This is a genomic window from Pseudomonas sp. GW821-FHT01D09, assembly GCF_059422465.1.
Genome location: NZ_JBWKWY010000005.1, coordinates 187,608 through 208,553, shown reverse-complemented (window position 1 = coordinate 208,553; position 20,946 = coordinate 187,608). Strand labels below are relative to the sequence as shown.

Below are 20,946 nucleotides of genomic sequence, written 5' to 3'. Positions count from 1 at the left end.
GTTATTGCGCCCACCGCAATTGCGTAGGCAACGGTGAAACAGGTTCCGGCGCAGGCGGCGTGCCGGGCAGTGCCAGCACACGGTTGAGCACTTCGGTTTCCAGGGCCGCCTGGCGATGGGAGCCACGGACCCGCGGGCGCGGCAGTTCCACCTGCAAGTCGAGGCCGATTGCGCCGTCTTCGATCAGGATCACCCGGTCGGCAATGGCCACGGCTTCGCTGACGTCATGGGTCACCAGCAACACGGTAAAACCGTGCTTGCGCCACAGGTTCTCGATCAGTTGCTGCATCTCGATGCGGGTCAGGGCATCCAGCGCGCCCAAGGGCTCATCCAGCAGCAACAGACGCGGTTGGTGAATCAGCGCGCGGGCCAGGGCCACCCGTTGTTTCTGCCCACCGGACAACGCCGCCGGCCATTCATCGGCACGCTCGGCCAGGCCGACCGCTTCCAGCGCCTCCAGCGCCTGGGGCCGCCAGTTGCCTTTAAGGCCCAGGCCGACGTTATCGATGATCTTTTTCCACGGCAGCAGGCGCGCTTCCTGGAACATCAGCCGCGTGTCTTCCAGCGCGTCACTCAACGGTGCGGAGCCTGCAAGCAACTCGCCACTGCTGGCGCTATCAAGGCCGGCCAGCAGGCGCAGCAAAGTACTTTTGCCGCAGCCACTGCGGCCGACCACAGCGACGAACTGGCCCGCCGGGATGTGCAGATCGATCTCGCGCAGCACTTCCCGCGCGCCAAACGCCTTGCGCAACTTGCGCACCGCCAACGGGATGCCGCGCAGCAAACGTGGAGGTTGTTGAGCGGTCATGCCGCACCTCCCTTATGCACTTGATAGGCCGGATGCCAGCGCAGCCACACCCGCTCCAGGCCTCGCGCCGCGAGGTCCGCCAACTTACCGAGCACGGCGTACAGCACAATCGCCAATACCACCACGTCGGTTTGCAGGAACTCCCGGGCATTCATCGCCAGGTAGCCAATACCGGAACTGGCCGAGATGGTTTCCGCAACGATCAGCGTCAGCCACATAAAGCCCAGGGCAAAGCGCACCCCCACCAGGATCGAGGGCAAGGCGCCGGGCAGGATCACCTGGCGAAACAGACTAAAGCCGGACAAGCCATAACTGCGGGCCATCTCCACCAGTGCCGGGTCGACGTTGCGGATGCCGTGATAGGTGTTGAGGTAGATCGGGAACAGCGTGCCAAGGGCCACCAGGAAAATCTTCGCCGTCTCATCGATGCCAAACCACAGGATCACCAGCGGGATCAGCGCCAGGTGCGGCACGTTGCGAATCATTTGTACCGAGCTGTCCAGCAGGCGCTCGCCCCAGGCCGACAGGCCGGTGATAAAACCCAGGGCCAAGCCGATGCCGCCGCCGATCACAAAGCCCAGGCCAGCACGCCAGCCACTGATGGCCAGGTGGGTCCAGATTTCACCGCTGCTGACCAGGTGCACCCCGGCCGCAATCACGGCGCTGGGGGCCGGCAGAATCCGTGTCGACAACCAGCCCGTCGACACCGACAACTGCCACACCGCCAGCAACAGGATCGGCAGCGCCCACGGCGCCAGCCGATGCACAATCCGTTGACTCTTCATGACGGCGCCTCAGCTCTGCGACGCGGCTTTGGGAAGAATGTCGTTGGCCACCATCTCGCCAAACGGGCTGACGTAACCGGCGCTTTTCGGCAGCTCTGGGCGCTCGATATCCAGGTGCGGGAACAGCAATTCCGCGACCCGATACGACTCTTCCAGGTGTGGATAACCAGAGAAGATAAAGGTGTCGATGCCAAGCTCTGCGTATTCCTTGACCCGCGCCGCCACGGTCGGGCCATCGCCCACCAGTGCCGTGCCAGCACCGCCGCGCACCAGGCCGACGCCGGCCCACAGGTTGGGGCTGACTTCCAGGTTGTCGCGGCTGCCGCCATGCAGGGCGGCCATGCGTTGCTGGCCCACCGAATCAAAGCGCGCCAGCGAGGCCTGGGCGCGGGCGATGGTGTCGTCGTCCAGATGGGAGATCAGTTTATCGGCGGCTTTCCACGCCTCTTCGTTGGTTTCACGCACGATCACATGCAAGCGAATACCAAAGCGCACAGTGCGCCCAAGCTTGGCCGCCTTGGCCCGTACCTGCTGGATTTTTTCCGCCACCGCCGCCGGTGGTTCGCCCCAGGTCAGGACCATTTCCACCTGTTCGGCCGCCAGGTCCTGGGCCGCTTCGGAAGAGCCGCCGAAATACAGCGGCGGGCGCGGTTGCTGGATCGGCGGGTACAGCAGCTTGGCGCCTTTGACGCTGATGTGCTGGCCGTCGTAGTCCACGGTTTCGCCTTCCAGCACGCGCCGCCAGATGCGGGTGAATTCCACCGAGGCCTGGTAGCGCTCCTCATGGCTGAGGAACAGGCCGTCGCCGGCCAGTTCTTCCGGGTCACCACCGGTCACCAGGTTGAACAACGCCCGGCCACCGGACAGCCGGTCCAGGGTCGCCGCCTGGCGCGCCGCCACCGTCGGGGAAATGATCCCGGGGCGCAGTGCAACCAGAAATTTCAGGCGCTGGGTCACCGGGATCAGCGAGGCGGCCACCAGCCACGAGTCTTCGCAGGAGCGGCCGGTGGGAATCAACACCCCGCCAAAGCCCAGGCGATCAGCGGCCTGGGCCACCTGTTGCAAATAACCGTGATCCACGGCGCGAGCGCCTTCGGCAGTGCCAAGGTAATGGCCATCGCCGTGGGTAGGCAGGAACCAGAAAATACTGAGGCTCATGGAGTTGTCTCCTGAAGAAGTCGGATTACGGCGCTTTGGCCACGGTCGCAGGTGGGGTCCAGATCACGTCCTTGATGCTCAAGGGCTTGGGAATCAATTTGAGCTGGTAGAAGGTGTCGGCGATTTTCTGCTGGGCGGCGACCACTGCCGGGGTCAGGAACAGCGCGCCATAGCCCTGGCGTTTCACCGAGGTCAGGGTGATGTCAGTCGGCAGGCCGAGCAGCGGTGCGACTTGTTCGGTGACTTGCTGGGGGTTGGCCTTGGACCATTCGCCCACGGCGCGCACTTCTTCCACCAAGGCCTTGATCACCTGCGGGTGTTTCTCGGTGTAAGGCTTGGTGGCCAGGTAGAACTGATGGTTGTCGGCAATGCCGGTGGCGTCACGCAACGTGCGGGCTTGCAACTGCTTCTCGGCAGCCGCCTGGTACGGGTCCCAGATCACCCAGGCGTCGACACTGCCCCGCTCGAAGGCGGCACGGGCGTCGGCGGGCGGCAGGAACACGGTCTGTACATCGGTGTATTTCAGGCCGGCATCTTCCAGGGCGCGCACCAGCAGGTAATGCACATTGGAGCCTTTATTGAGCACGACTTTCTTGCCCTTGAGCCCGGCCACCGATGTGATCGGCGAGTCCTTGGGCACCAGGATGGCTTCGCTGGTCGGCGCTGGCGGTTCATAGGCGACGTACAGCAGGTCGGCGCCGGCGGCCTGGGCAAACACTGGCGGGGTCTCGCCGGTGACGCCAAAGTCGATGGAGCCGACATTCAGCCCTTCAAGCAACTGCGGGCCGCCGGGGAACTCGGTCCACTGCACGTTCACGCCCTGCTCGGCCAGGCGTTTTTCCAGGGTGCCCTTGGCCTTGAGCAGCACCAGGGTGCCGTATTTCTGATAACCGATCCGCAGGGTTTCGGCCGCTTGAGCTTGAACAATGGCGCCGAAGGACACAGCCGCAGCAAACAGTGCGACCAGGCCCCGACGCAAGATGACAGTGCGCATGGCGCTCTCCATATTGACGATAAGGGTTGTGGCTGCACCTGCTTGGCCGTTGGCGGCGAAGTAAGGTGAGGGTTTCTTACATTAGGGTTCGGCTTAGATGCTCCAGCGAGCACTCAACAAACGTTCATTCAACACATGGGGGTCCAGCGGTTGTGGGCGGCGGGCCATGGCGCTGTAGAACTGCTCCAGGGCTTCGCTCAAGCGTTGTTCCAGGATCGGCAGCAACTGCGCCTGGGCACTGCCTTCGCCATAGGCAATCTGACTGTCTTCGGCAAAAATCCCGTGCAGCAGCTCCTCGGCTTTGAGCGCCGACAGCACGGGCTTCAAGGCGTAATCCACCGCCAACATATGGGCAATGCTGCCACCGGTGGCCATGGGCAATACCACCTTGTGGGCCAGGGCCCGTTCCGGCAGCAGGTCGAGGACGGTTTTCAACGCGCCGGAAAACGAAGCCTTGTACACCGGCGTAGCGATCAGCAAACCATCGGCATTGGCCACCTGGGCCAGCAGGTCGAGGACCTTGGGGCTGTCAAAGCGGGCATACAGCAAATCTTCGGCCGGGAAGTCCCGTACCTGATAACTCACCACTTCCACGCCTTGCTGCTGCAGCCAGCGCCGGGAATGATCCAGCAGCACCCCGGATCGGGAGCGTTGGCTGGGACTGCCACCAAGTGTTACGACCAGCATTGGGGAGGTTCCTTGAGCAAGTGTCGGCGGTTCGCGGTGTGGCGATGGCGCCAAGATGGAACAGACCTTATCAGCAGATTTATATATCTATAAATCTTATTTATTCATTTGTTTATTCTTAAATTGCATATGAGAAAGAGCATTCGGAGGGCGAAAAAAAGGCCGTCGAAACGGCCTGAAAACCCCTGCTAGGTGAGCACTGAAATGCGATCCACTTGTGCGCGGGCTTGTGTGGGAGCGGGCTTGCTCGCGATAGCGGTGTTTCAGTCAGCACATTTTTTGCTGATCCACCGCCATCGCGAGCAAGCCCGCTCCCACATTAAATTCGGTTCCTACAGTTGGATTTAGGTTAGCGGTTGGGCTGCGGGGTCAGCCGCAGATACGGCTTCACCGCGCGATAGCCCTTGGGAAAGCGTTTCTGGATCTCGTCCTCATCCTTGAGCGACGGCACGATCACCACTTCATCACCGTCCTGCCAGTTGGCTGGGGTGGCGACCTTGTAGTTGTCGGTCAGCTGCAACGAGTCGATGACCCGCAGGATTTCATGGAAGTTGCGCCCGGTGCTGGCCGGGTAGGTGATGGTCAGGCGAATTTTTTTGTTCGGGTCGATCACGAACAGCGAACGCACGGTAAGGGTGTCGTTGGCATTGGGGTGAATCAGGTCGTACAGGTCCGAGACCTTGCGGTCGGCATCGGCCAGGATCGGGAAGTTGACGAGGGTGTTCTGGGTTTCGTTGATGTCCTCGATCCACTTGTGGTGGGAGTCCACCGGGTCTACCGACAGGGCAATGGCCTTGACCCCACGCTTGGCGAATTCGTCCTTGAGCTTGGCAGTAAAGCCCAGTTCGGTGGTGCACACCGGGGTGAAGTCCGCCGGATGGGAAAACAACACGCCCCAGCTATCGCCCAGCCACTCGTGGAAGCGAATCTTGCCGGCGCTGGAATCCTGTTCAAAGTCGGGGGCGATATCGCCCAGTCTGAGGCTCATGGTGTGGCTCCTGATGAGTGCTTATGGAGCCCACTGTGCCTGTGCTGCTGGTTTTTTTAAAAGAATAAATATCGATTTATTTAGACGATATAGGAATATTAAAAATCTGTTCACTGGACCGTGGAAAAGACCCAGGCCAACATGCCACCCAAGGTTCGAGAAGGCCTTGAGACACGGTAAAAAGAGGGTTCAGGAAGGGCTGCGGGGGCTGGGCCCGACTTGTGCAGACAAAAAAACCTCGCGATAAACGCGAGGTTTTTTTATGCACTTGGCTTACAGGAAGCTGTAAGTGTAGTTAAAGATCAGACGAGTCTGATCCTGGTCCTGAATGCCGGTACCGCTGCCGCGATAGGCACCATGACGCAGTGTGGTGCCAAAGCCTTTAAGCGCGCCCGACTGAATGGTGTAGTCGATACGCATATCGCGTTCCCACTCAGACTGGTCACTGCCACCGTTCTTGGCTTTGATGTTGTCGCCACGCAGGTAAGCAATCGAGGTTTTCAAACCTGGAACGCCCAAGACAGCGAAGTCATAGGAGTACTGACCGAAGGTGGTGTTTTCACCTGCACGTACGAAGGAGTTGATCATGCTATCGGTGAAGAGGTAGAAGCTGGAACCACCGGCACCTTCGTTACGACCATTACCGTCGACAACACCGCCCTGGTTCAACCAAACGAAGCCACCGTCGTCATTGACACGCTGGTGCCCGAGCATGAACGCGCTGCCACCCAGGGAGTAGGTAAACATGGCGCTCCAGGTTTTGTTATTAACCTCGCCAGCATCCTTCGCGTAACCACCATTGTTGTTGAACTGGTAGCCCGCCTGGCCATTCTTACCGTCGGAGCTACTGTCAAAGTAGCGCAGGTCGGTTTTGAACGACTGACCTTCCGTGATCGGGTAGACGTGAACCAGACCCAGGAAGTGTTGCTTATAGAAGTCTTCCAGGTTGGCGTAGTAGTACTGCAATGTCAGGTCTTTGGTGACTTTCCAATCAGCACCGCCAAAGCGGAACTTGTTGCTTTCCTGACTGGCGCCGGCCACAGACAGGCCGGTGCTGTTGGTCGAAGCACGCCCGGTGGCGTGCTCAAGTTGGCCGCCGTTAAACGTAACGTTGTCGATTTCTTTAGAGGTGACGGTGCCGCCCTCGAAGGTCTGTGGCAACAGACGACCGTCACTGGCAATCAGAATCGGCAGGTTTGGCGCCAGAGCGCCACCCAGATGGGCTTCTGTCTTGGAGAAGCGGGCCTTGACATTGGCGCTTGCGCTGCTCCAGTTGCTTACAGCAGAGCCGTCGGTGTCGCTGGGTACAAAGGAGTTGTTGTCTGGGTGATGACCACGGCCACCATCCAGGTGGATACCGACCAGTGCCTGAGCATCAATACCAAAACCAACGGTGCCTTGAGTGAAACCAGACTGGTAGTTGAACTTCAGGCCAGTGGCCGTTTCGCGTTGGTCCGCCCCACCTTCGCGCTGGTCGTTATCAAAATACAGGGTCCGGGAACTGACAGTTGCCTTGCTGTCCTCAAGGAAACCCGCGGCGCCGGCTTGTTGAGCCAGAACCCCAGCTGCAACGGCGATCGCCAATGTGTACTTCTTCATATTTCGCTCCTCTGATTTCTAATTTTTGTAGTTCTTTGGTCTCGGGTCTGACGCCCTCGATCCATAGATGCGCGATTAGCGCCAGATCATGACTGACAAGTCAATCGTAACCTTGTGTGTCTACTACCTTCGTCTAATCGCAGTTGATTGAATCTCTACAGGTTAATGAGTTTTTCATACACCCAAAAAGAATTATTTCATCCTTTTTCATACTATTCAGGAATAACAATTTCCATGGAGCCACCAGCCCGCAGCGGGGTATCGCTCCATAAGCTAATTCCTAAAGGGTATTTATTGGCCGTTTTTTAGATCGTTTAGTGTGAGCAAAATCTTGCACACGTCACTCACGATCAAAAAGGCGACGCCATCATGGCCAAACGCGCATCCTCTAGTCAATTTGTTACAGTTTTACTGTCAGTTACACTTTCTTTTGGCGTGCAGGCAGCCAACCTCACCATCGGCTACCAGACCGGCGTCGACCCAAGCAAAGTGCCCCAGGCCGACGGTCTTTACGAGCAAGCCATCGGCGAGAACATCGACTGGCGCCGCTTCAACAGCGGCCCGGACGTGATCAGCGCAATGGCCTCTGGCGATGTGCAGATCGGCAACCTCGGTTCCAGCCCGTTGGCCGCCGCCGCATCCCGCAATCTACCCATCGTAGCGTTCATCGTATCGGCTCAGATCAACAGTTCTGAAGCGTTGGTAGTGCGTAACGACAGCCAAATTGACGCACCCAAGGACCTGATCGGCAAAACCATTGCCACACCTTTTGTCTCCACATCCCACTACAGCCTGCTCGGGGCCTTGAAACACTGGGGCCTGGACACCCGCCAGGTGAAAGTGGTGAACCTGCAACCGGCACAAATTGCCGCAGCCTGGAAACGCGGGGATATCGACGGGGCTTTTGTCTGGTCGCCTGCCCTGGGGGAAATCCGCAAAACTGGTAAGACGTTGACCGATGCGGCCGAGGTGGGCCAATGGGGCGCGCCGACCTTCGAGGTGTGGGTGGCGCGCAAGGACTTTGCCGAGAAACATCCTGAGGTCGTGGCCAAGTTTGCCAAGGTCACCCTGGATTCGTTTGCCGAGTATGCGGCGCACAAATCCGAGTGGACGGTGGATTCGGTGCCGGTACAGAAGATCGCCCGGTTGACCGGGGCAAACGCTGCGGATATCCCGGAACTGCTGGAGGGCAGCACATTCCCGGATGTCCGGGCGCAGCAAACTGAGGCCTTGCTCAATGGTGGGACGGCCAGGTCCATTGGGGAAACAGCGAAATTTCTCAAGGAACAAGGGAAGGTAGAGACAGTGCTACCAGACTATTCGGCCTATGTGACCGGAAAATTCATCAAGGAATAAACCCGGACAAAAATGTGGGAGCTGGCTTGCCTGCTCCCACACTAGATGTGTGGCGCCTATAGGGTCTTCTCGAAGATCTTTGAATTACGCTGGAAGTTGTACAGCGAAGCCCGCGCCGACGGCAGGCGGTCTACGCTGCTCGGTACAAAGCCGCGCTCGCGGAACCAGTGGGCGGTGCGGGTCGTCAACACGAACAGGGTCTTCAAGCCTTGGGTGCGGGCGCGGGTTTCGATGCGTTCGAGCAGCTCATCGCCACGCCCGCCATGGCGATATTCCGGGTTGACCGCCAGGCACGCCAGCTCACCCGCGTCCGAATCGGCAATCGGGTACAACGCGGCGCAGGCGATGATCATGCCTTCGCGCTCCACCACGCTGAACTGCTCGATTTCCCGCTCCAGCACTTCCCGCGAGCGACGCACCAGGATCCCCTGCTCTTCCAGCGGGCTGATCAGGTCCAGCAAGCCGCCGACATCCTCAATCGCCGCCTCGCGCACCAGCTCGAACTGTTCCTGGGCCACCAGCGTACCGCCGCCGTCCCGGGTAAAGAGTTCGGTCAGCAGTGCACCATCCTCGACATAACTGACGATATGGCTGCGCCCCACGCCCCCACGACAGGCCTCGGCCGCCGCATCCAGCAGTTCGGCCTGGTAGTTGTTGCCCAGGCGTTGCAGGTGCGCCGGCACTTGCTGCGGGCGCAGTTCGCGCACCAGCCGGCCATTTTCGTCGATCAGGCCCAGGTCGGCGCCAAACAGCAGCAGCTTGTCGGCGCCCAGGTCGATGGCGGCGCGGGTGGCCACGTCTTCACAGGCCAGGTTGAAAATCTCCCCGGTCGGCGAATAGCCCAGGGGCGACAGCACCACGATGGAGCGCTCGTCCAGCAGGCGGTTGATACCCTTGCGATCGACCCGGCGTACTTCGCCGGTATGGTGGTAGTCGATGCCATCCAGCACACCGATGGGCCGCGCGGTCACCAGGTTGCCGCTGGCCACCCGCAGGCGCGAGCCCTGCATCGGCGACGATGCCATGTCCATGGACAGCCGCGCTTCGATGGCGATGCGCAGGTGGCCGACCGCATCGATCACGCACTCCAGGGTCGCCGCATCGGTAATGCGCATGCCGTCGTGGTAATGCGGGGTCAGGCCGCGAGCGGCGAGGCGGGTTTCGATTTGCGGGCGCGAGCCGTGCACCAGCACCAGGCGCACGCCGAGGCTGTGCAGCAGCACCAGGTCGTGGACGATATTGCCGAAGTTGGGGTGATCCACACCGTCGCCCGGCAACATGACCACAAAGGTGCAGTCGCGGTGGGCATTGATATAGGGCGAAGCGTGACGAAGCCAATTGACGTATTCGGGCATAACACCTGGGCCTGTAATAAAAAGCAGCCAAAAAAGGATGAATCGCTAAACGCACAGCGGGCTGATGGTTATCGTCGGAACAGGCTTGGCGACACGCTCGCTCTCCTTCTATGTACGGGGTGCAATGGGGTTAATTTATGCGGGTTTGAGGCAGTAGTGTTCAATCAATTCCCGCAATAGACGCACTGTAGGCGTCAAGCGTGACATTTCTAGGTACTCGCCCGGTTGATGGGCGCAGGCGATGTCGCCGGGGCCGAGCACCAGGGTTTCGCAACCCAGGCGCTGAAGATAAGGCGCTTCAGTGCCGAACGCTACTGCTTCGGCACGATGGCCGGTCAAACGCTCCGCGACCCGCACCAGCTCGGCGTCTTCGGGCTGCTCGAAGGGTGGCACTTCGGGGAACAGCGGCGCGTAGTCGATCTGCACCTGGTGGCGCTCGGCAATGGGCGTCAACTTCTGGCGAATGGCCTCGCGCAACACCTGGGGGTCCATGCCGGGCAAGGGCCGCAGGTCGAACTCCAGGGAGCACTGGCCGCAAATGCGGTTGGGGTTGTCGCCGCCGTGGATGCAGCCAAAATTCAAGGTCGGCTGGGGCACGCTGAACTGAGGGTTGCGATACTCCCGCTGCCAGGCCAGACGCAGGCCGCGCAGCTCGCCCATGGCGTCATGCATGGCTTCGAGGGCGCTGTGGCCCAGGCTCGGGTCCGACGAATGGCCGCTGCGCCCGAGAATATCGATGCGCTCCATCATCACGCCCTTGTGCAGGCGGATCGGCTTGAGGCCCGTGGGCTCGCCAATCACCGCCGCGCGACCCAGGGGGCGACCGGCCGCCGCCAGGGCGCGGGCGCCGGCCATGGAGCTTTCTTCATCACAGGTGGCGAGGATCAACAGCGGCTGCTTGAACGGTTGGTCCAGCAGCGGCAGCACCGCTTCGATGGCCAGCGCGAAAAAGCCTTTCATGTCGCAGCTACCCAGTCCTACCCAACGGCCATCCACTTCCGTCAATTTCAAAGGATCGGTCTGCCACAGCGCTTCATCGTACGGCACGGTATCACTGTGCCCCGCCAGCACCAGGCCACCGGGGCCGCTGCCGAAGCTGGCCAGCAGGTTGAATTTGCCGGGGCTGACCTGCTGGATATCGCAGGCAAACCCCAGGTCGCCCAGCCAGGTGGCAAGCAAGTCGATCACCGGGCGGTTGGTCTGGTCGAGAGACGCTTGGGTACAACTGACAGAGGGCGCGGCAACCAGGGCGGCAAACTGTTCTTTCATGGACGGTAAAGGCATACGCTGTCTCTCAACTTCCACGGATGAAACCCATCATAGAACCATCTGCGCTGCACAATAAACCCGTTGCGGCACGTTGCCCGGCTCAGTCCTGTACACTGCACGACCTTGGCAGCCACCGATTCCCCCGGCTGCACTCCCGATCCTGGATGTTCCGGCCATGCAAAAAGAAACCGAAATCAAGCTGCGCGTCAGCCGCGAGACCCTCGTCGCGCTACGTGAGCACCCGCTCCTGAAAAAACGCAACAAAAGTGGCTGGGAACGCCGTGAGTTGATGAACCAGTACTTCGACACCCCCGAGCGCGACCTGGCCCAGGCCAAGGTTGCCCTGCGCCTGCGCAAGGATGGCGACGAAGTGATCCAGACCCTCAAGACCCGTGGCCACAGCGTTGCCGGCTTGTCGGAGCGCAATGAATACGACTGGAAACTGGCCAAGGCCAAGCTCGACGTGAAGAAACTCGACGGCGAATGCTGGCCCGAGCAACTGGCCGAGCTGGACAAAAAGACCCTCAAGCCGATCTTCACCACCGACTTCGTACGCGAACGTGCCGAGATCGCCTGGGGCCGTGGCAAAGCCAAGGTGGTGATCGAAGCCGCCCTGGACCTGGGCCAGGTAATTGTCGGCAAGCAGAAGGAAGAAATCTGCGAGCTGGAACTGGAACTGCGCGAAGGCGAACCCGCCGCCCTGCTGGAGCTGGCGGCCGAACTGGCCCAGACCCTGGCGCTGATGCCGTGTGATATCAGCAAGGCCGAGCGCGGCTATCGCCTGTTCGACGCCAACAGCTACTCCCTGAGCCTGCCGGCCCCGCAACTGCAACCGCAAATGCCCCTGGATGACGTTTTCGCCGCGCTGACCTGGCATCTGCTGGGCAGCAGCCAGCGCCTGGCCGAGCAATATCGTTTCAACGGCCACTGGCGCCTGTTGCAGGACTGGGTAGAAAACCTCGCACAAATGCGTGCCCTGATCGGCAGCCTCGGCCAGGCCGCACCACGCCAGTCCACCAGCGAACTGCGCAGCGCCCTCGACGCCCTGCTGGAAGACTGGCGCCCGCTGGTCCAGGCCGGTGAAGACGATGAAGACGTGCGCAAGGCCGCGCCGGAACAGTTCCTCGAAGAATTGACCGACGTGCGCTGGGGCCTGTTCTCACTGAACACTTCACGCTGGCTGCTGGCCCGTACCTGGACCCTGGAGCGCAATGTGCGGGGCAACCGCCAGGGCGCCGCCCAGGTCGCCAACTGGTTGCCACGCCTGCTGGCCGACGAAGCCGTCGCCCTGCGCCTGCCACGCTACCAGCAACAGCCGGAAGACCTGGCCGAGCAACTGCCGCGTATCGAGCGCCTGCAGGCCTGGCTGCACCACGCCCGCCACCTGCTGGAGATCCCGGAGCTGGACCGCTTGTACGGTGAACTGAACAAGTTGGCGGCCCTGGCCAACCAGCCGATCACCGATGAGTCGCTGGATGCGCGGATGCACCAGGTGATTGCGGTGTATCAGAACCGGGCCTGGAAGACTTTGTTGCGCATGTAAGATTGCTATCGCGGGCAAGCCCGCTCCCACATTGGAATGTATTTTCCTGTGGGAGCGGGCTTGCCCGCGATGACACCCGTACACTCACCGCAACACTGGCAGGCTGGTGGTGGACTTGATCTCCGACAGCGCCACAATCGAATTAACCTCCTGTATCCCCGGCACCATCGACAGCTTCTCGAAGAAAAACCGCTCATATGCCTCGATATCCGAGGTGACAATGCGCAACAGAAAATCCACCGACCCCATCAGCACATAACACTCCAGCACTTGCGGGAAGCCGCGAATCGCCTCGGTGAATTCCGTGAAGTTGGAGCGCCCATGGGCGTTGAGTTTGACCTCGGCAAAGATCTGCGTGTTGAGGCCGATTTTCTTGCGGTCGAGCAATGTCACCTGGGCACGAATCACTCCCTCTTCCTTGAGCCGCTGGATCCGCCGCCAGCAGGGCGACTGCGACAGGCCGACCTGTTCGGCAATCTGCGCGCTGGAGAGCGACGCGTCTTCCTGGAGCAACGCCAGAATCCGACGGTCGTAGACATCCAATTCACTGTGCATAAAAATACCTTTAAACCCCACTTCCGCGAATTGCCTTAGTCATTTATAAGGCATATCGCTCAAACATAGATAAAAAATACCCGCCACCCCATGTAAAAATTTCTCCAGTCAATTTTGGAGAACGGCCATGCATTCAGTCCCCGCCAGCCCCGCCACCCGCCTCGATGCCTGGGCCGTCAACAACAGCCATTGCCAGGCGCGCTATCAGATCCTCGCCGAGGCCGAGCCCGATGTGCTGTGCCGCATCCTCAACTACTTCGCCTTGCAGTGCCTGGTGCCCCAACAAGTGAGCGTGACCCGCGACGATGACCTGCTGAACATCGACGTGGTGATGGATGGCCTGAGCTGGCACCGTGCCCAGGTGATCGGTGAAAAGCTTCGTAACCTGATCAGCGTGTGCTCGCTGGAACTGCAACCCGTTGAATCCACAAAGCTGCAAGCCGTACAGGCGGTGGCGCAGTAAAAGCCGGCAACAACCCTGGGGGCGACAGCGGCCAGGAGCGGACTAGCCTTGGCGCTACTGCTCGAAATTGCCCAGGAAACCGCCATGTCCGCTGTGCCAGAACACCAGGATCGCAGGCTTTGTCTCGACGACCTGCTGCCCGCCCTCACTGCCCACGGCCTACTCGACCAGGCCCTGGCCGAGCGTTTGCGGCGCACCCCGGCGGGCGGCCTGCACCCGTTGGAGTTTCTCGCCAGCCAGGCCCTGCCCGACCCCGCCCGGCCCGGCCTGTCGCTGTCCCTGGAGCACCTGTCGGAGTGGCTCGCCAGTCATGTGGGGCAACCCTATCTACGCATCGACCCGCTGAATATCGAGGTGGCGAGCGTGGTGCCGCTGATGTCCCATGCCTTCGCCCAGCGCCACCATATCCTTGCCGTCGCCCTTGAGCGCGACAGCGTGACGGTGGCCAGTGCCGAGCCGTACCTGCGCGAGTGGGAAACAGGCCTGGCCCATGTGTTGAAGCGCTCGATCAAGCGCGTGGTGGCCAACCCCCAGGCGATCCGCCGTTGTACCCAGGAGTTCTTCCAGCTGGCCAGGTCGGTCAGCGGGGCCGATCAGGTCAACCCCGCTGCATCCCCTATGGAGACCCTACTCAGCCTCGGCGCCAGCGATCAGGAACCCGATGCCAACGACGCGCACATCGTCAATATTGTCGATTGGCTGCTGCAATTTGCCTTCGGCCAGCGCGCCAGCGATATCCATATCGAGCCTGGCGGCGACCAGGGCCGCGTGCGCTTGCGTATCGATGGGCTGCTGCACGATGTCTATCAGTTCCCGCCCCAGGTCACCACCGCCGTGGTCAGCCGCCTGAAAAGCCTCGGGCGGATGAATGTCGCCGAGAAGCGCAAACCCCAGGATGGCCGGATCAAGACCAGGACCCCCACGGGTCTCGAAGTGGAACTGCGTCTTTCAACCCTGCCCACGGCCTTCGGCGAGAAACTGGTGATGCGGATTTTCGACCCCCAGGTCCTGCTCCAGGATTTCCAGCAACTGGGCCTTTCGGCCGATGACCTGCAGCGCTGGCAGCAAATGACCGGCCAGGCCAACGGCATCATCCTGGTCACCGGCCCTACCGGGTCGGGCAAGACCAGCACCCTCTATAGCACCCTGCGGCAACTGGCGACCCGCACGGTCAACCTGTGTACGGTGGAAGATCCCATCGAGATGGTGGAGCCGGCCTTCAACCAGATGCAGGTCCAGCACAATATCGACCTGACCTTTGCCAGCGGCATCCGCGCCCTGATGCGCCAGGACCCGGACATCATCATGATCGGCGAGATCCGCGACCTGGAAACCGCCGAAATGGCGATCCAGGCAGCCTTGACCGGCCACCTGGTGCTCTCGACCCTGCACACCAACGACGCCCCCAGCGCAGTCAGCCGCCTGCTGGAACTGGGCATTGCCCATTACCTGATCAAGGCCACCTTGCTTGGGGTCATGGCCCAGCGCCTGGTGCGGCGGTTATGCCCACAGTGTAAAAGCCCGGTGGCGTTGAACCAGGACGACTGGCACAGCGCCACCCAGTCCGGCATGCCGCCACCCGCCAGCGTCTACCGGGCCAATGGCTGCGCAGAGTGCCGGGACAGTGGCTATCGCGGGCGCGTCGGGGTCTACGAGATCATGCTGATGAATGACGCTGCCAGGGCCCTGGTCAGCGCCGACACCGACCTGCAGGCCTTGCGCCGCGAGGCGCTCAAGGGCGGCATGCACAGCCTGCGCCTGGCGGGTGCGCACAAGGTGGCTGCCGGGCTGACCACCCTCGAAGAAGTGTTGCGGGTCACCCCCGCGAACGAGTAAACCGTTCTTATCTGCGACAAGCCCGTTACAATCGACAGACCTCACGTTAGCCATCACCAGACAAGGAATCGTTATGCAGATCGGAACAGTGCTTCTCCTCTTCGTAGGCTTGGCCATCGCCATCCTGTTCATGGGCTTCAAGGTCGTGCCCCAGGGCTACCAGTGGACGGTGGAGCGCTTCGGCCGCTACACCAATACGCTCAAGCCTGGCCTGAATATCATCATCCCGGTGATGGACCGCATCGGTCGCAAGATCAACGTGATGGAAAGCGTGCTGGATATTCCGCCCCAGGAAGTGATCACCGCCGATAACGCCACGGTGCAGATCGACGCGGTGTGTTTCTTCCAGGTGGTGAACACCGCCCAGGCGGCCTACGAGGTCAACAACCTCGAACATGCGATCCGCAACCTGCTGCAAACCAATATCCGTACGGTGCTCGGTTCCATGGAACTGGACGCCATGCTCAGCCAGCGCGACGGCATCAACGAAAAGCTGCTGCGCACGGTCGATGAAGCCACCGCGCCGTGGGGCATCAAGATCACCCGTATCGAGATCAAGGACATCAGCCCGCCTGCCGACCTGATGGCGGCCATGTCCGGCCAGATGAAAGCCGAGCGGATCAAGCGTGCCCAGATCCTGGAAGCCGAAGGCCTGCGCGCCTCCGCCATCCTGACCGCCGAAGGCAAGAAGCAGGCGCAGATCCTCGAGGCTGAAGGGGGTCGCCAGGCCGCGTTCCTCGAATCCGAAGCCCGTGAACGGCAAGCCGAAGCCGAAGCCCGCGCCACCCAAGTGGTCTCGGAAGCGATTGCCACCGGTAACGTGCAGGCCATCAACTACTTTGTCGCGCAAAAATACATCGATGCCCTGGGCAAGCTGGCCTCGGCCAACAACAGCAAAGTGATCCTGATGCCGCTGGAGGCCAGCCAGGTCATCGGCGCAGTGGGCGGCATCGGCGAAATCGTCAAGGCCACCTTCGACAACAAGAAAGCCTGAGGCCCGCACCATGTGGGAATTTTTGCAACACCTGTCGTTCTGGGATTGGCTGGCGCTGGGCACGGTGCTGTTGATTCTCGAAGTGTTTGGTGCCGGTGGCTATCTGCTGTGGATGGGGATCGCGGCGGCGGCCGTGGGCGTGCTCAAGTTCCTGATCCCGGGGCTTGGGCTGGAGCTGCAACTGCTGCTGTTTGCCGTGCTGTCCATCCTCACGGCGGTGTACTGGTGGAAGCGCCAGCGCAGCAGCGCCAAGGCCAGCGACCAGCCGGGCCTGAATATGCGGGGTTCGGAGCTGGTTGGCCGTACCTTTGTGGTGCACCAGGCAATTATCGATGGCCGGGGCAAGATCAAGGTCGGCGATGGGGTATGGATGGTCACCGGGCCTGATGCGCCTGTGGGGGCTCAAGTGCGGGTGGTTGGCCAGGACGGCGTGATTCTGCGGATCGAAACTGTTTAGGCCGCCACGGAACTAGGCTGGGTTATCGACAATCAAACAGTTCAGTTAACCCAGTCGGAGTCACCCATCATGCGTCTCAAATATGCTGTCGCCACCCTCGCCGTGCTGTCCCTCCCTGTTGGTTCAGCGATGGCCGACAGCTTCTGGCGTAATGTCATCTCATCGGGCGCCACTACCGGCTCGACCTACCTGACCTTCAAGGACCACAAGCTGGTCGTCGCCGCCCAGGACGACGCTGGCAGCTTCGTCGCCAGCGACGGTGGCATCCGTGGCCCTTACCTGGAAGCCGCCATGCAGAAAGTGCGGGCCGACCACCCAGGCCTGAAGGCCACGGACATGGAACTGGCCAACGCCATCCTGGCGAAAAACGCCATTGCTGCCGAGTAATACCGTCCAGTAAAAATGCCGCTTTTTAAAGCGGCATTTTTTTGCGTTTTTTTCCTACAAGCCGCACTGAATATTCAATAGACGCTTGCATCGACGTCGCCAACAAATGCCAGAGAAGTCCTGTTCAGACCAGGCACTCCCCGCCGCAAGCTATGGATTCCCTTCTTGGTGAAAGTGAATCAACAACCATGCAAAAGCTGCCTCTGACCCTGCTACTGGCCACGGTCGCAACCACCTCAGCCCAGGCGGAAGGCTGGTACGGTTCGGCAAAATTCAACAGCGCCCGTCAAAACCTCTCCAGCGCACTGCTGACCAGCCCGCGTGTTAACGAACGGGTCGATGCGCCAGACAACACCAAAACATTCACCCCGGCCTTCGCCGTGGGTTATGCCTTTATGGAGGGGTGGCGCCTGGAAGGTGAATACACCATGCCAAGCAACTCGACATTCAAATCCTATTGGGCGCCCTTCAACGCCAACGTCAACAGCCTCGACACCCATAGCCAACGCTTGATGCTCAATGGCTACAAGGATATCCCGCTCAACGATTGGCTTTCGTTTTATGGCATGGCCGGAGTGGGGCTGGCCCGTATCGACTCCGACGGTTACCAGACCAACGAAACCCGGCGCTTTGCCGGCAACCGCCAGCACAACTTTGCCTACAGCGTAGGTCTTGGGCTCGACGCCAAGGTCAGCGAAAAAGTGACCCTGGGCGTCGGCTATCGCTATGTGTCCATGGGTGATGTTGAAACGGGCTACAACACCTTCGCCAATCGTATAAACGCGCGGGATGAGCAGCTCAAAGGCAAGCTCAAGGAACAGAATCTCTTCCTTGAAGCCCGGGTTGCCTTCTAAGCACCATGGCTGACAATTCGTTCACAGGCGACAGGCTATATTCAGTCAGGCCGTGCAACCATACCGGCACTGATCTGCTTCTTTACTTATCGCCTATCTGAAACGGATGCTTTCAACATCATGAGCCAACTGCCTTTCCTGCCGTTTTCAAAACCTAGCATTGATGAAGCCACTATTGCGGCGGTTGGTGATGTGTTGCGTTCCGGCTGGATCACCAGCGGGCCCAAGGTGCAGGCGTTTGAAGCGCAATTGTCGGCCTATTTTGGCGGCCGGCCGGTACGTACCTTCAACTCCGGCACCTGCACCATGGAGATTGCCCTGCGCATCGCCGGTGTCGGGCCAGGGGATGAAGTGATCACCACGCCGATTTCCTGGGTGGCAACGGCCAACGTGATTCTGGAGGTCGGCGCCACGCCCGTGTTTGCCGATATTGACCCGGTGACCCGCAATATAGACCTGGCGCAACTGGAGGCGGCCATTACGCCGCGCACCAAGGCGATCATTCCGGTCTACCTGGCGGGCCTGCCGCTGGACATGCCGATGCTCTACGCGCTGGCCAACAAGTATGGGCTGCGGATCATCGAGGATGCCGCCCAGGCGCTGGGCTCCAGCTGGGATGGCCAGCGTATTGGTGCCACCGGGGATTTTGTCTCGTTCAGTTTCCAGGCCAACAAGAACATTACCTGCTCCGAAGGCGGCTGCCTGGTCTTGAACACCCCAGAAGAAGCACGCCTGGCAGAGAAGTACCGCCTGCAAGGCGTGACCCGCAGCGGGTTCGATGGCCTGGACGTGGATGTACTGGGCGGCAAGTTCAACATGACCGATATCGCCGCCGCCATCGGCCTGGGCCAGTTTGCCCATATCGAACAGATCACCGCCCATCGGCAAGCGCTGGCCCGGCATTACTTCGAGTGCTTTGGCGACGACTTCGAGCACCTGTACGGCGCGCAGCTGCCACCTGCAGACTTTGAAAACAGCAACTGGCACCTGTTCCAGCTGGTGCTGCCCGAGCGCGCGGACGGCCTGCCGGCCCGTGCCACGTTCATGGAACAGATGCAGGCCCAGGGCGTGGGCATTGGCTATCACTACCCGCCGATCCACCTGCTGAGCCTGTATCGGGCACAGGGGTTCAAGGACGGCATGTTCCCGGTGGCGGAAAGAGTCGGGCGTTTGATTGTGTCGCTGCCGATGTTTACGGCGATGACCAAGACGGATGTGGAGCGGGCTGTGGCGGCGGTGAAGCTGGTGCTCAAGCCTTGACCTTTGCAGGGGCCGGCAAGCCGGCTCCTGCAGCGGGCGCTGTTATTCGCCGATGGCGGCCTTGTAGCCAGCGGCATCCAGCAATTTTTCCAAGTCGGCGGTATCGCTTGGCTTGACCTTGAAGATCCAGGCCTCGTAGGGTTTTTCATTGAGCGACTCAGGGGCATCGGCCAACGCCTGGTTGACCGCAATCACTTCACCCGACACTGGCGAATAAATATCCGAAGCAGCCTTCACCGACTCTACTACGCCCGCAGCGTCGCCTGCGGCGAACACCTTGCCCACTTCCGCCAACTCAACAAAAACCACATCACCCAACGCTGACTGGGCGTGATCGGAGATCCCGACGGTCACGGTGCCATCCGCTTCCAGGCGTGCCCATTCGTGGCTTTCGGCAAAACGCAGTGCGGCAGGGATATCGCTCATAGTCTGTGTCCTCAAAAAGAAATGTCAGCGGCCATTGGCCCGCCAGAAAAGGTTAGATCAAGGTTTTGCCATGACGCACGAAGGTCGGCTTGACCACTCGCACCGGGTACCACTTTCCGCGAATCTCAACTTCGGCACGGTCAGCGGTGGCCATCGGTACACGCGCCAGGGCAATGGATTTACTCAGCGTAGGAGAGAAACTACCACTGGTGATCTCTCCTTCGCCAACATCGGCGATACGAACCACTTGATGAGCGCGTAAAACCCCGCGTTCTTCCAGCACCAAACCCACCAATTTAAGCTGCACCCCGGCCGCCCGCTCGGCTTCCAGGGCGGCGCGCCCGATGAAGTTGCGGCTGGCGGGCTCCCAGGCGATGCTCCAGGCCATATTCGCGGCCAACGGTGACACATTCAGGTGGATATCCTGGCCGTAGAGGTTCATGCCGGCCTCCAGGCGCAGGGTGTCGCGCGCGCCCAGGCCGATGGGCGAGATGCCCGCGCCCACCAGGTCGTTGAAAAACCCCGGGGCCTGGTCGGCAGGCAGGACGATTTCCAAGCCATCTTCGCCAGTATAGCCAGTACGTGCGATAAACCAGTCGCCGTCGGCACGGCCCTCGAAAGGCTTGAGCTGGTGGATCAACACACCGCGAGACTGGGTAACCAGCTCGGCAATTTTGTGCCGGGCGTGGGGGCCCTGGATCGCCAGCATGGCCAGGTCCGGGCGTTCGCGCATCAGTACCGGGTAGTTGCCCAGTTGGGCCTGCATCCAGGCGATATCCTGGTCGCGGGTGGCCGCATTGACCACCAGCCGGTAACCGTCTTCGGCGCGGTAGACAATCATGTCGTCCACCACCCCGCCCTGCTCGTTGAGCATGGCGCTGTACAACGCATGGCCGCAACCATGCAAACGATCGACATCATTGGCCAGCAGGTACTGCAGCCATTCCCTGGCCTGGGGGCCCGAAATATCGATCACGGTCATGTGGGAAACATCAAACACCCCGCAGTCACGACGCACCTGATGGTGCTCCTCGACTTGCGAGCCGTAGTGCAGAGGCATATCCCAACCGCCAAAATCGACCATCTTCGCGCCAAGGGCGAGATGCAGGTCATACAGAGGCGTACGCTGTCCCATGGGTTTCTCCTTCCGGGCGTGGCGAAGGTGCGGACGG

General features: G+C 60.8%; 21 protein-coding genes. 9 read left to right on the top strand and 12 right to left on the bottom strand.

Annotation, left to right across the window (positions count from 1 at the left end):
* Window position 1 precedes the first annotated feature (1 nt).
* The 7 genes from ssuB to AC07W7_RS08105 form a co-directional block, all read right to left on the bottom strand.
* Window positions 2-808, bottom strand: coding sequence for an aliphatic sulfonates ABC transporter ATP-binding protein (gene ssuB, locus AC07W7_RS08135; protein WP_495039063.1), 807 nt, complete (start codon window positions 806-808; stop codon window positions 2-4).
* Window positions 805-1,593, bottom strand: coding sequence for an aliphatic sulfonate ABC transporter permease SsuC (gene ssuC / locus AC07W7_RS08130; RefSeq protein ID WP_495039062.1), 789 nt, complete (start codon window positions 1,591-1,593; stop codon window positions 805-807). The genes ssuB and ssuC overlap by 4 nt, the downstream gene beginning before the upstream one ends.
* A 9-nt stretch (window positions 1,594-1,602) precedes the next feature.
* Window positions 1,603-2,751, bottom strand: coding sequence for an FMNH2-dependent alkanesulfonate monooxygenase (ssuD, locus tag AC07W7_RS08125; protein WP_099168578.1), 1,149 nt, complete (start codon window positions 2,749-2,751; stop codon window positions 1,603-1,605).
* A 25-nt stretch (window positions 2,752-2,776) separates the two neighbouring features.
* Entirely contained in the window at window positions 2,777-3,745 is a 969-nt protein-coding gene (locus AC07W7_RS08120; protein WP_495039061.1) for a sulfonate ABC transporter substrate-binding protein, read from the bottom strand.
* Between the two features lie 93 nt (window positions 3,746-3,838).
* Complete coding sequence (gene ssuE, locus AC07W7_RS08115; RefSeq protein ID WP_495039060.1) at window positions 3,839-4,432, bottom strand: NADPH-dependent FMN reductase; 594 nt, start codon at window positions 4,430-4,432, stop codon at window positions 3,839-3,841.
* A 349-nt stretch (window positions 4,433-4,781) separates the two neighbouring features.
* Window positions 4,782-5,420 carry a peroxiredoxin gene (locus AC07W7_RS08110; protein ID WP_169866175.1) on the bottom strand — a complete coding sequence of 213 codons (639 nt, stop codon included), beginning with the start codon at window positions 5,418-5,420 and terminating at the stop codon, window positions 4,782-4,784.
* 273 nt (window positions 5,421-5,693) lie between these two features.
* Complete coding sequence (locus tag AC07W7_RS08105) at window positions 5,694-7,019, bottom strand: OprD family porin (protein WP_099168576.1); 1,326 nt, start codon at window positions 7,017-7,019, stop codon at window positions 5,694-5,696.
* A 369-nt stretch (window positions 7,020-7,388) separates the two neighbouring features.
* Here AC07W7_RS08105 and tauA point away from each other — a divergent pair, with 369 nt between their 5' ends.
* The gene (gene tauA / locus AC07W7_RS08100; protein ID WP_099168575.1) at window positions 7,389-8,375 is read left to right on the top strand and encodes a taurine ABC transporter substrate-binding protein; all 987 of its coding nucleotides are present in this window, start codon (window positions 7,389-7,391) and stop codon (window positions 8,373-8,375) included.
* A 56-nt stretch (window positions 8,376-8,431) separates the two neighbouring features.
* On the opposite strand, the gene argA is transcribed toward tauA, so the two are convergent.
* Together argA and argE are read right to left on the bottom strand one after the other, a co-directional pair.
* On the bottom strand, window positions 8,432-9,730 hold the full coding sequence (argA, locus tag AC07W7_RS08095; RefSeq protein WP_032858930.1) for an amino-acid N-acetyltransferase: 1,299 nt from the start codon (window positions 9,728-9,730) through the stop codon (window positions 8,432-8,434).
* A 135-nt stretch (window positions 9,731-9,865) separates the two neighbouring features.
* Window positions 9,866-11,014 carry an acetylornithine deacetylase gene (gene argE / locus AC07W7_RS08090; RefSeq protein WP_076963644.1) on the bottom strand — a complete coding sequence of 383 codons (1,149 nt, stop codon included), beginning with the start codon at window positions 11,012-11,014 and terminating at the stop codon, window positions 9,866-9,868.
* Between the two features lie 160 nt (window positions 11,015-11,174).
* On the opposite strand from argE, the gene AC07W7_RS08085 reads away from it, so the two are divergent.
* A complete protein-coding gene (locus AC07W7_RS08085) occupies window positions 11,175-12,542 on the top strand; it encodes a CYTH domain-containing protein (RefSeq protein ID WP_099168574.1) in 1,368 nt (455 codons plus the stop codon).
* A gap of 84 nt (window positions 12,543-12,626) precedes the next feature.
* On the opposite strand, the gene AC07W7_RS08080 is transcribed toward AC07W7_RS08085, so the two are convergent.
* A complete protein-coding gene (locus tag AC07W7_RS08080; protein WP_076963642.1) occupies window positions 12,627-13,097 on the bottom strand; it encodes an Lrp/AsnC family transcriptional regulator in 471 nt (156 codons plus the stop codon).
* 127 nt (window positions 13,098-13,224) lie between these two features.
* On the opposite strand from AC07W7_RS08080, the gene AC07W7_RS08075 reads away from it, so the two are divergent.
* The 7 genes from AC07W7_RS08075 (at window position 13,225) to AC07W7_RS08045 (ending at window position 19,348) form a co-directional block, all read left to right on the top strand.
* Window positions 13,225-13,560, top strand: coding sequence for an ACT-like domain-containing protein (locus AC07W7_RS08075; protein WP_495039059.1), 336 nt, complete (start codon window positions 13,225-13,227; stop codon window positions 13,558-13,560).
* 84 nt (window positions 13,561-13,644) lie between these two features.
* Window positions 13,645-15,396 (top strand): type IV pilus assembly ATPase TfpB, encoded by a 1,752-nt coding sequence (tfpB, locus tag AC07W7_RS08070; protein WP_495039058.1) that lies wholly within the window; start codon window positions 13,645-13,647, stop codon window positions 15,394-15,396.
* A gap of 73 nt (window positions 15,397-15,469) precedes the next feature.
* Complete coding sequence (locus AC07W7_RS08065; RefSeq protein WP_027608388.1) at window positions 15,470-16,390, top strand: SPFH domain-containing protein; 921 nt, start codon at window positions 15,470-15,472, stop codon at window positions 16,388-16,390.
* Between the two features lie 10 nt (window positions 16,391-16,400).
* Window positions 16,401-16,847, top strand: a complete 447-nt coding sequence (locus tag AC07W7_RS08060; protein WP_076963640.1) for an NfeD family protein — start codon at window positions 16,401-16,403, stop codon at window positions 16,845-16,847.
* A gap of 69 nt (window positions 16,848-16,916) precedes the next feature.
* Entirely contained in the window at window positions 16,917-17,234 is a 318-nt protein-coding gene (locus AC07W7_RS08055) for a DUF2388 domain-containing protein (protein ID WP_076963639.1), read from the top strand.
* A gap of 188 nt (window positions 17,235-17,422) precedes the next feature.
* The gene (locus AC07W7_RS08050) at window positions 17,423-18,088 is read left to right on the top strand and encodes an outer membrane protein (RefSeq protein WP_076963638.1); all 666 of its coding nucleotides are present in this window, start codon (window positions 17,423-17,425) and stop codon (window positions 18,086-18,088) included.
* Between the two features lie 120 nt (window positions 18,089-18,208).
* On the top strand, window positions 18,209-19,348 hold the full coding sequence (locus AC07W7_RS08045) for a DegT/DnrJ/EryC1/StrS family aminotransferase (RefSeq protein ID WP_495039057.1): 1,140 nt from the start codon (window positions 18,209-18,211) through the stop codon (window positions 19,346-19,348).
* Between the two features lie 42 nt (window positions 19,349-19,390).
* Here AC07W7_RS08045 and gcvH read toward each other — a convergent pair whose 3' ends face one another.
* Window positions 19,391-19,774 (bottom strand): glycine cleavage system protein GcvH, encoded by a 384-nt coding sequence (gene gcvH / locus AC07W7_RS08040; protein ID WP_099168572.1) that lies wholly within the window; start codon window positions 19,772-19,774, stop codon window positions 19,391-19,393.
* Window positions 19,775-19,826: 52 nt separating this feature from the next.
* Window positions 19,827-20,909: a glycine cleavage system aminomethyltransferase GcvT gene (gcvT, locus tag AC07W7_RS08035; RefSeq protein ID WP_495039056.1), complete on the bottom strand. Its 1,083-nt coding sequence runs from the start codon at window positions 20,907-20,909 to the stop codon at window positions 19,827-19,829.
* Window positions 20,910-20,946 lie beyond the last annotated feature (37 nt).

Coding starts and splice junctions, on each gene's coding strand:
- ssuB (WP_495039063.1), bottom strand. CDS start 808: ATGACCGCTCAACAACCTCCACGTTTGCTGCGCGGCATCCCGTTGGCG.
- ssuC (WP_495039062.1), bottom strand. CDS start 1,593: ATGAAGAGTCAACGGATTGTGCATCGGCTGGCGCCGTGGGCGCTGCCG.
- ssuD (WP_099168578.1), bottom strand. CDS start 2,751: ATGAGCCTCAGTATTTTCTGGTTCCTGCCTACCCACGGCGATGGCCAT.
- AC07W7_RS08120 (WP_495039061.1), bottom strand. CDS start 3,745: ATGCGCACTGTCATCTTGCGTCGGGGCCTGGTCGCACTGTTTGCTGCG.
- ssuE (WP_495039060.1), bottom strand. CDS start 4,432: ATGCTGGTCGTAACACTTGGTGGCAGTCCCAGCCAACGCTCCCGATCC.
- AC07W7_RS08110 (WP_169866175.1), bottom strand. CDS start 5,420: ATGAGCCTCAGACTGGGCGATATCGCCCCCGACTTTGAACAGGATTCC.
- AC07W7_RS08105 (WP_099168576.1), bottom strand. CDS start 7,019: ATGAAGAAGTACACATTGGCGATCGCCGTTGCAGCTGGGGTTCTGGCT.
- tauA (WP_099168575.1), top strand. CDS start 7,389: ATGGCCAAACGCGCATCCTCTAGTCAATTTGTTACAGTTTTACTGTCA.
- argA (WP_032858930.1), bottom strand. CDS start 9,730: ATGCCCGAATACGTCAATTGGCTTCGTCACGCTTCGCCCTATATCAAT.
- argE (WP_076963644.1), bottom strand. CDS start 11,014: ATGCCTTTACCGTCCATGAAAGAACAGTTTGCCGCCCTGGTTGCCGCG.
- AC07W7_RS08085 (WP_099168574.1), top strand. CDS start 11,175: ATGCAAAAAGAAACCGAAATCAAGCTGCGCGTCAGCCGCGAGACCCTC.
- AC07W7_RS08080 (WP_076963642.1), bottom strand. CDS start 13,097: ATGCACAGTGAATTGGATGTCTACGACCGTCGGATTCTGGCGTTGCTC.
- AC07W7_RS08075 (WP_495039059.1), top strand. CDS start 13,225: ATGCATTCAGTCCCCGCCAGCCCCGCCACCCGCCTCGATGCCTGGGCC.
- tfpB (WP_495039058.1), top strand. CDS start 13,645: ATGTCCGCTGTGCCAGAACACCAGGATCGCAGGCTTTGTCTCGACGAC.
- AC07W7_RS08065 (WP_027608388.1), top strand. CDS start 15,470: ATGCAGATCGGAACAGTGCTTCTCCTCTTCGTAGGCTTGGCCATCGCC.
- AC07W7_RS08060 (WP_076963640.1), top strand. CDS start 16,401: ATGTGGGAATTTTTGCAACACCTGTCGTTCTGGGATTGGCTGGCGCTG.
- AC07W7_RS08055 (WP_076963639.1), top strand. CDS start 16,917: ATGCGTCTCAAATATGCTGTCGCCACCCTCGCCGTGCTGTCCCTCCCT.
- AC07W7_RS08050 (WP_076963638.1), top strand. CDS start 17,423: ATGCAAAAGCTGCCTCTGACCCTGCTACTGGCCACGGTCGCAACCACC.
- AC07W7_RS08045 (WP_495039057.1), top strand. CDS start 18,209: ATGAGCCAACTGCCTTTCCTGCCGTTTTCAAAACCTAGCATTGATGAA.
- gcvH (WP_099168572.1), bottom strand. CDS start 19,774: ATGAGCGATATCCCTGCCGCACTGCGTTTTGCCGAAAGCCACGAATGG.
- gcvT (WP_495039056.1), bottom strand. CDS start 20,909: ATGGGACAGCGTACGCCTCTGTATGACCTGCATCTCGCCCTTGGCGCG.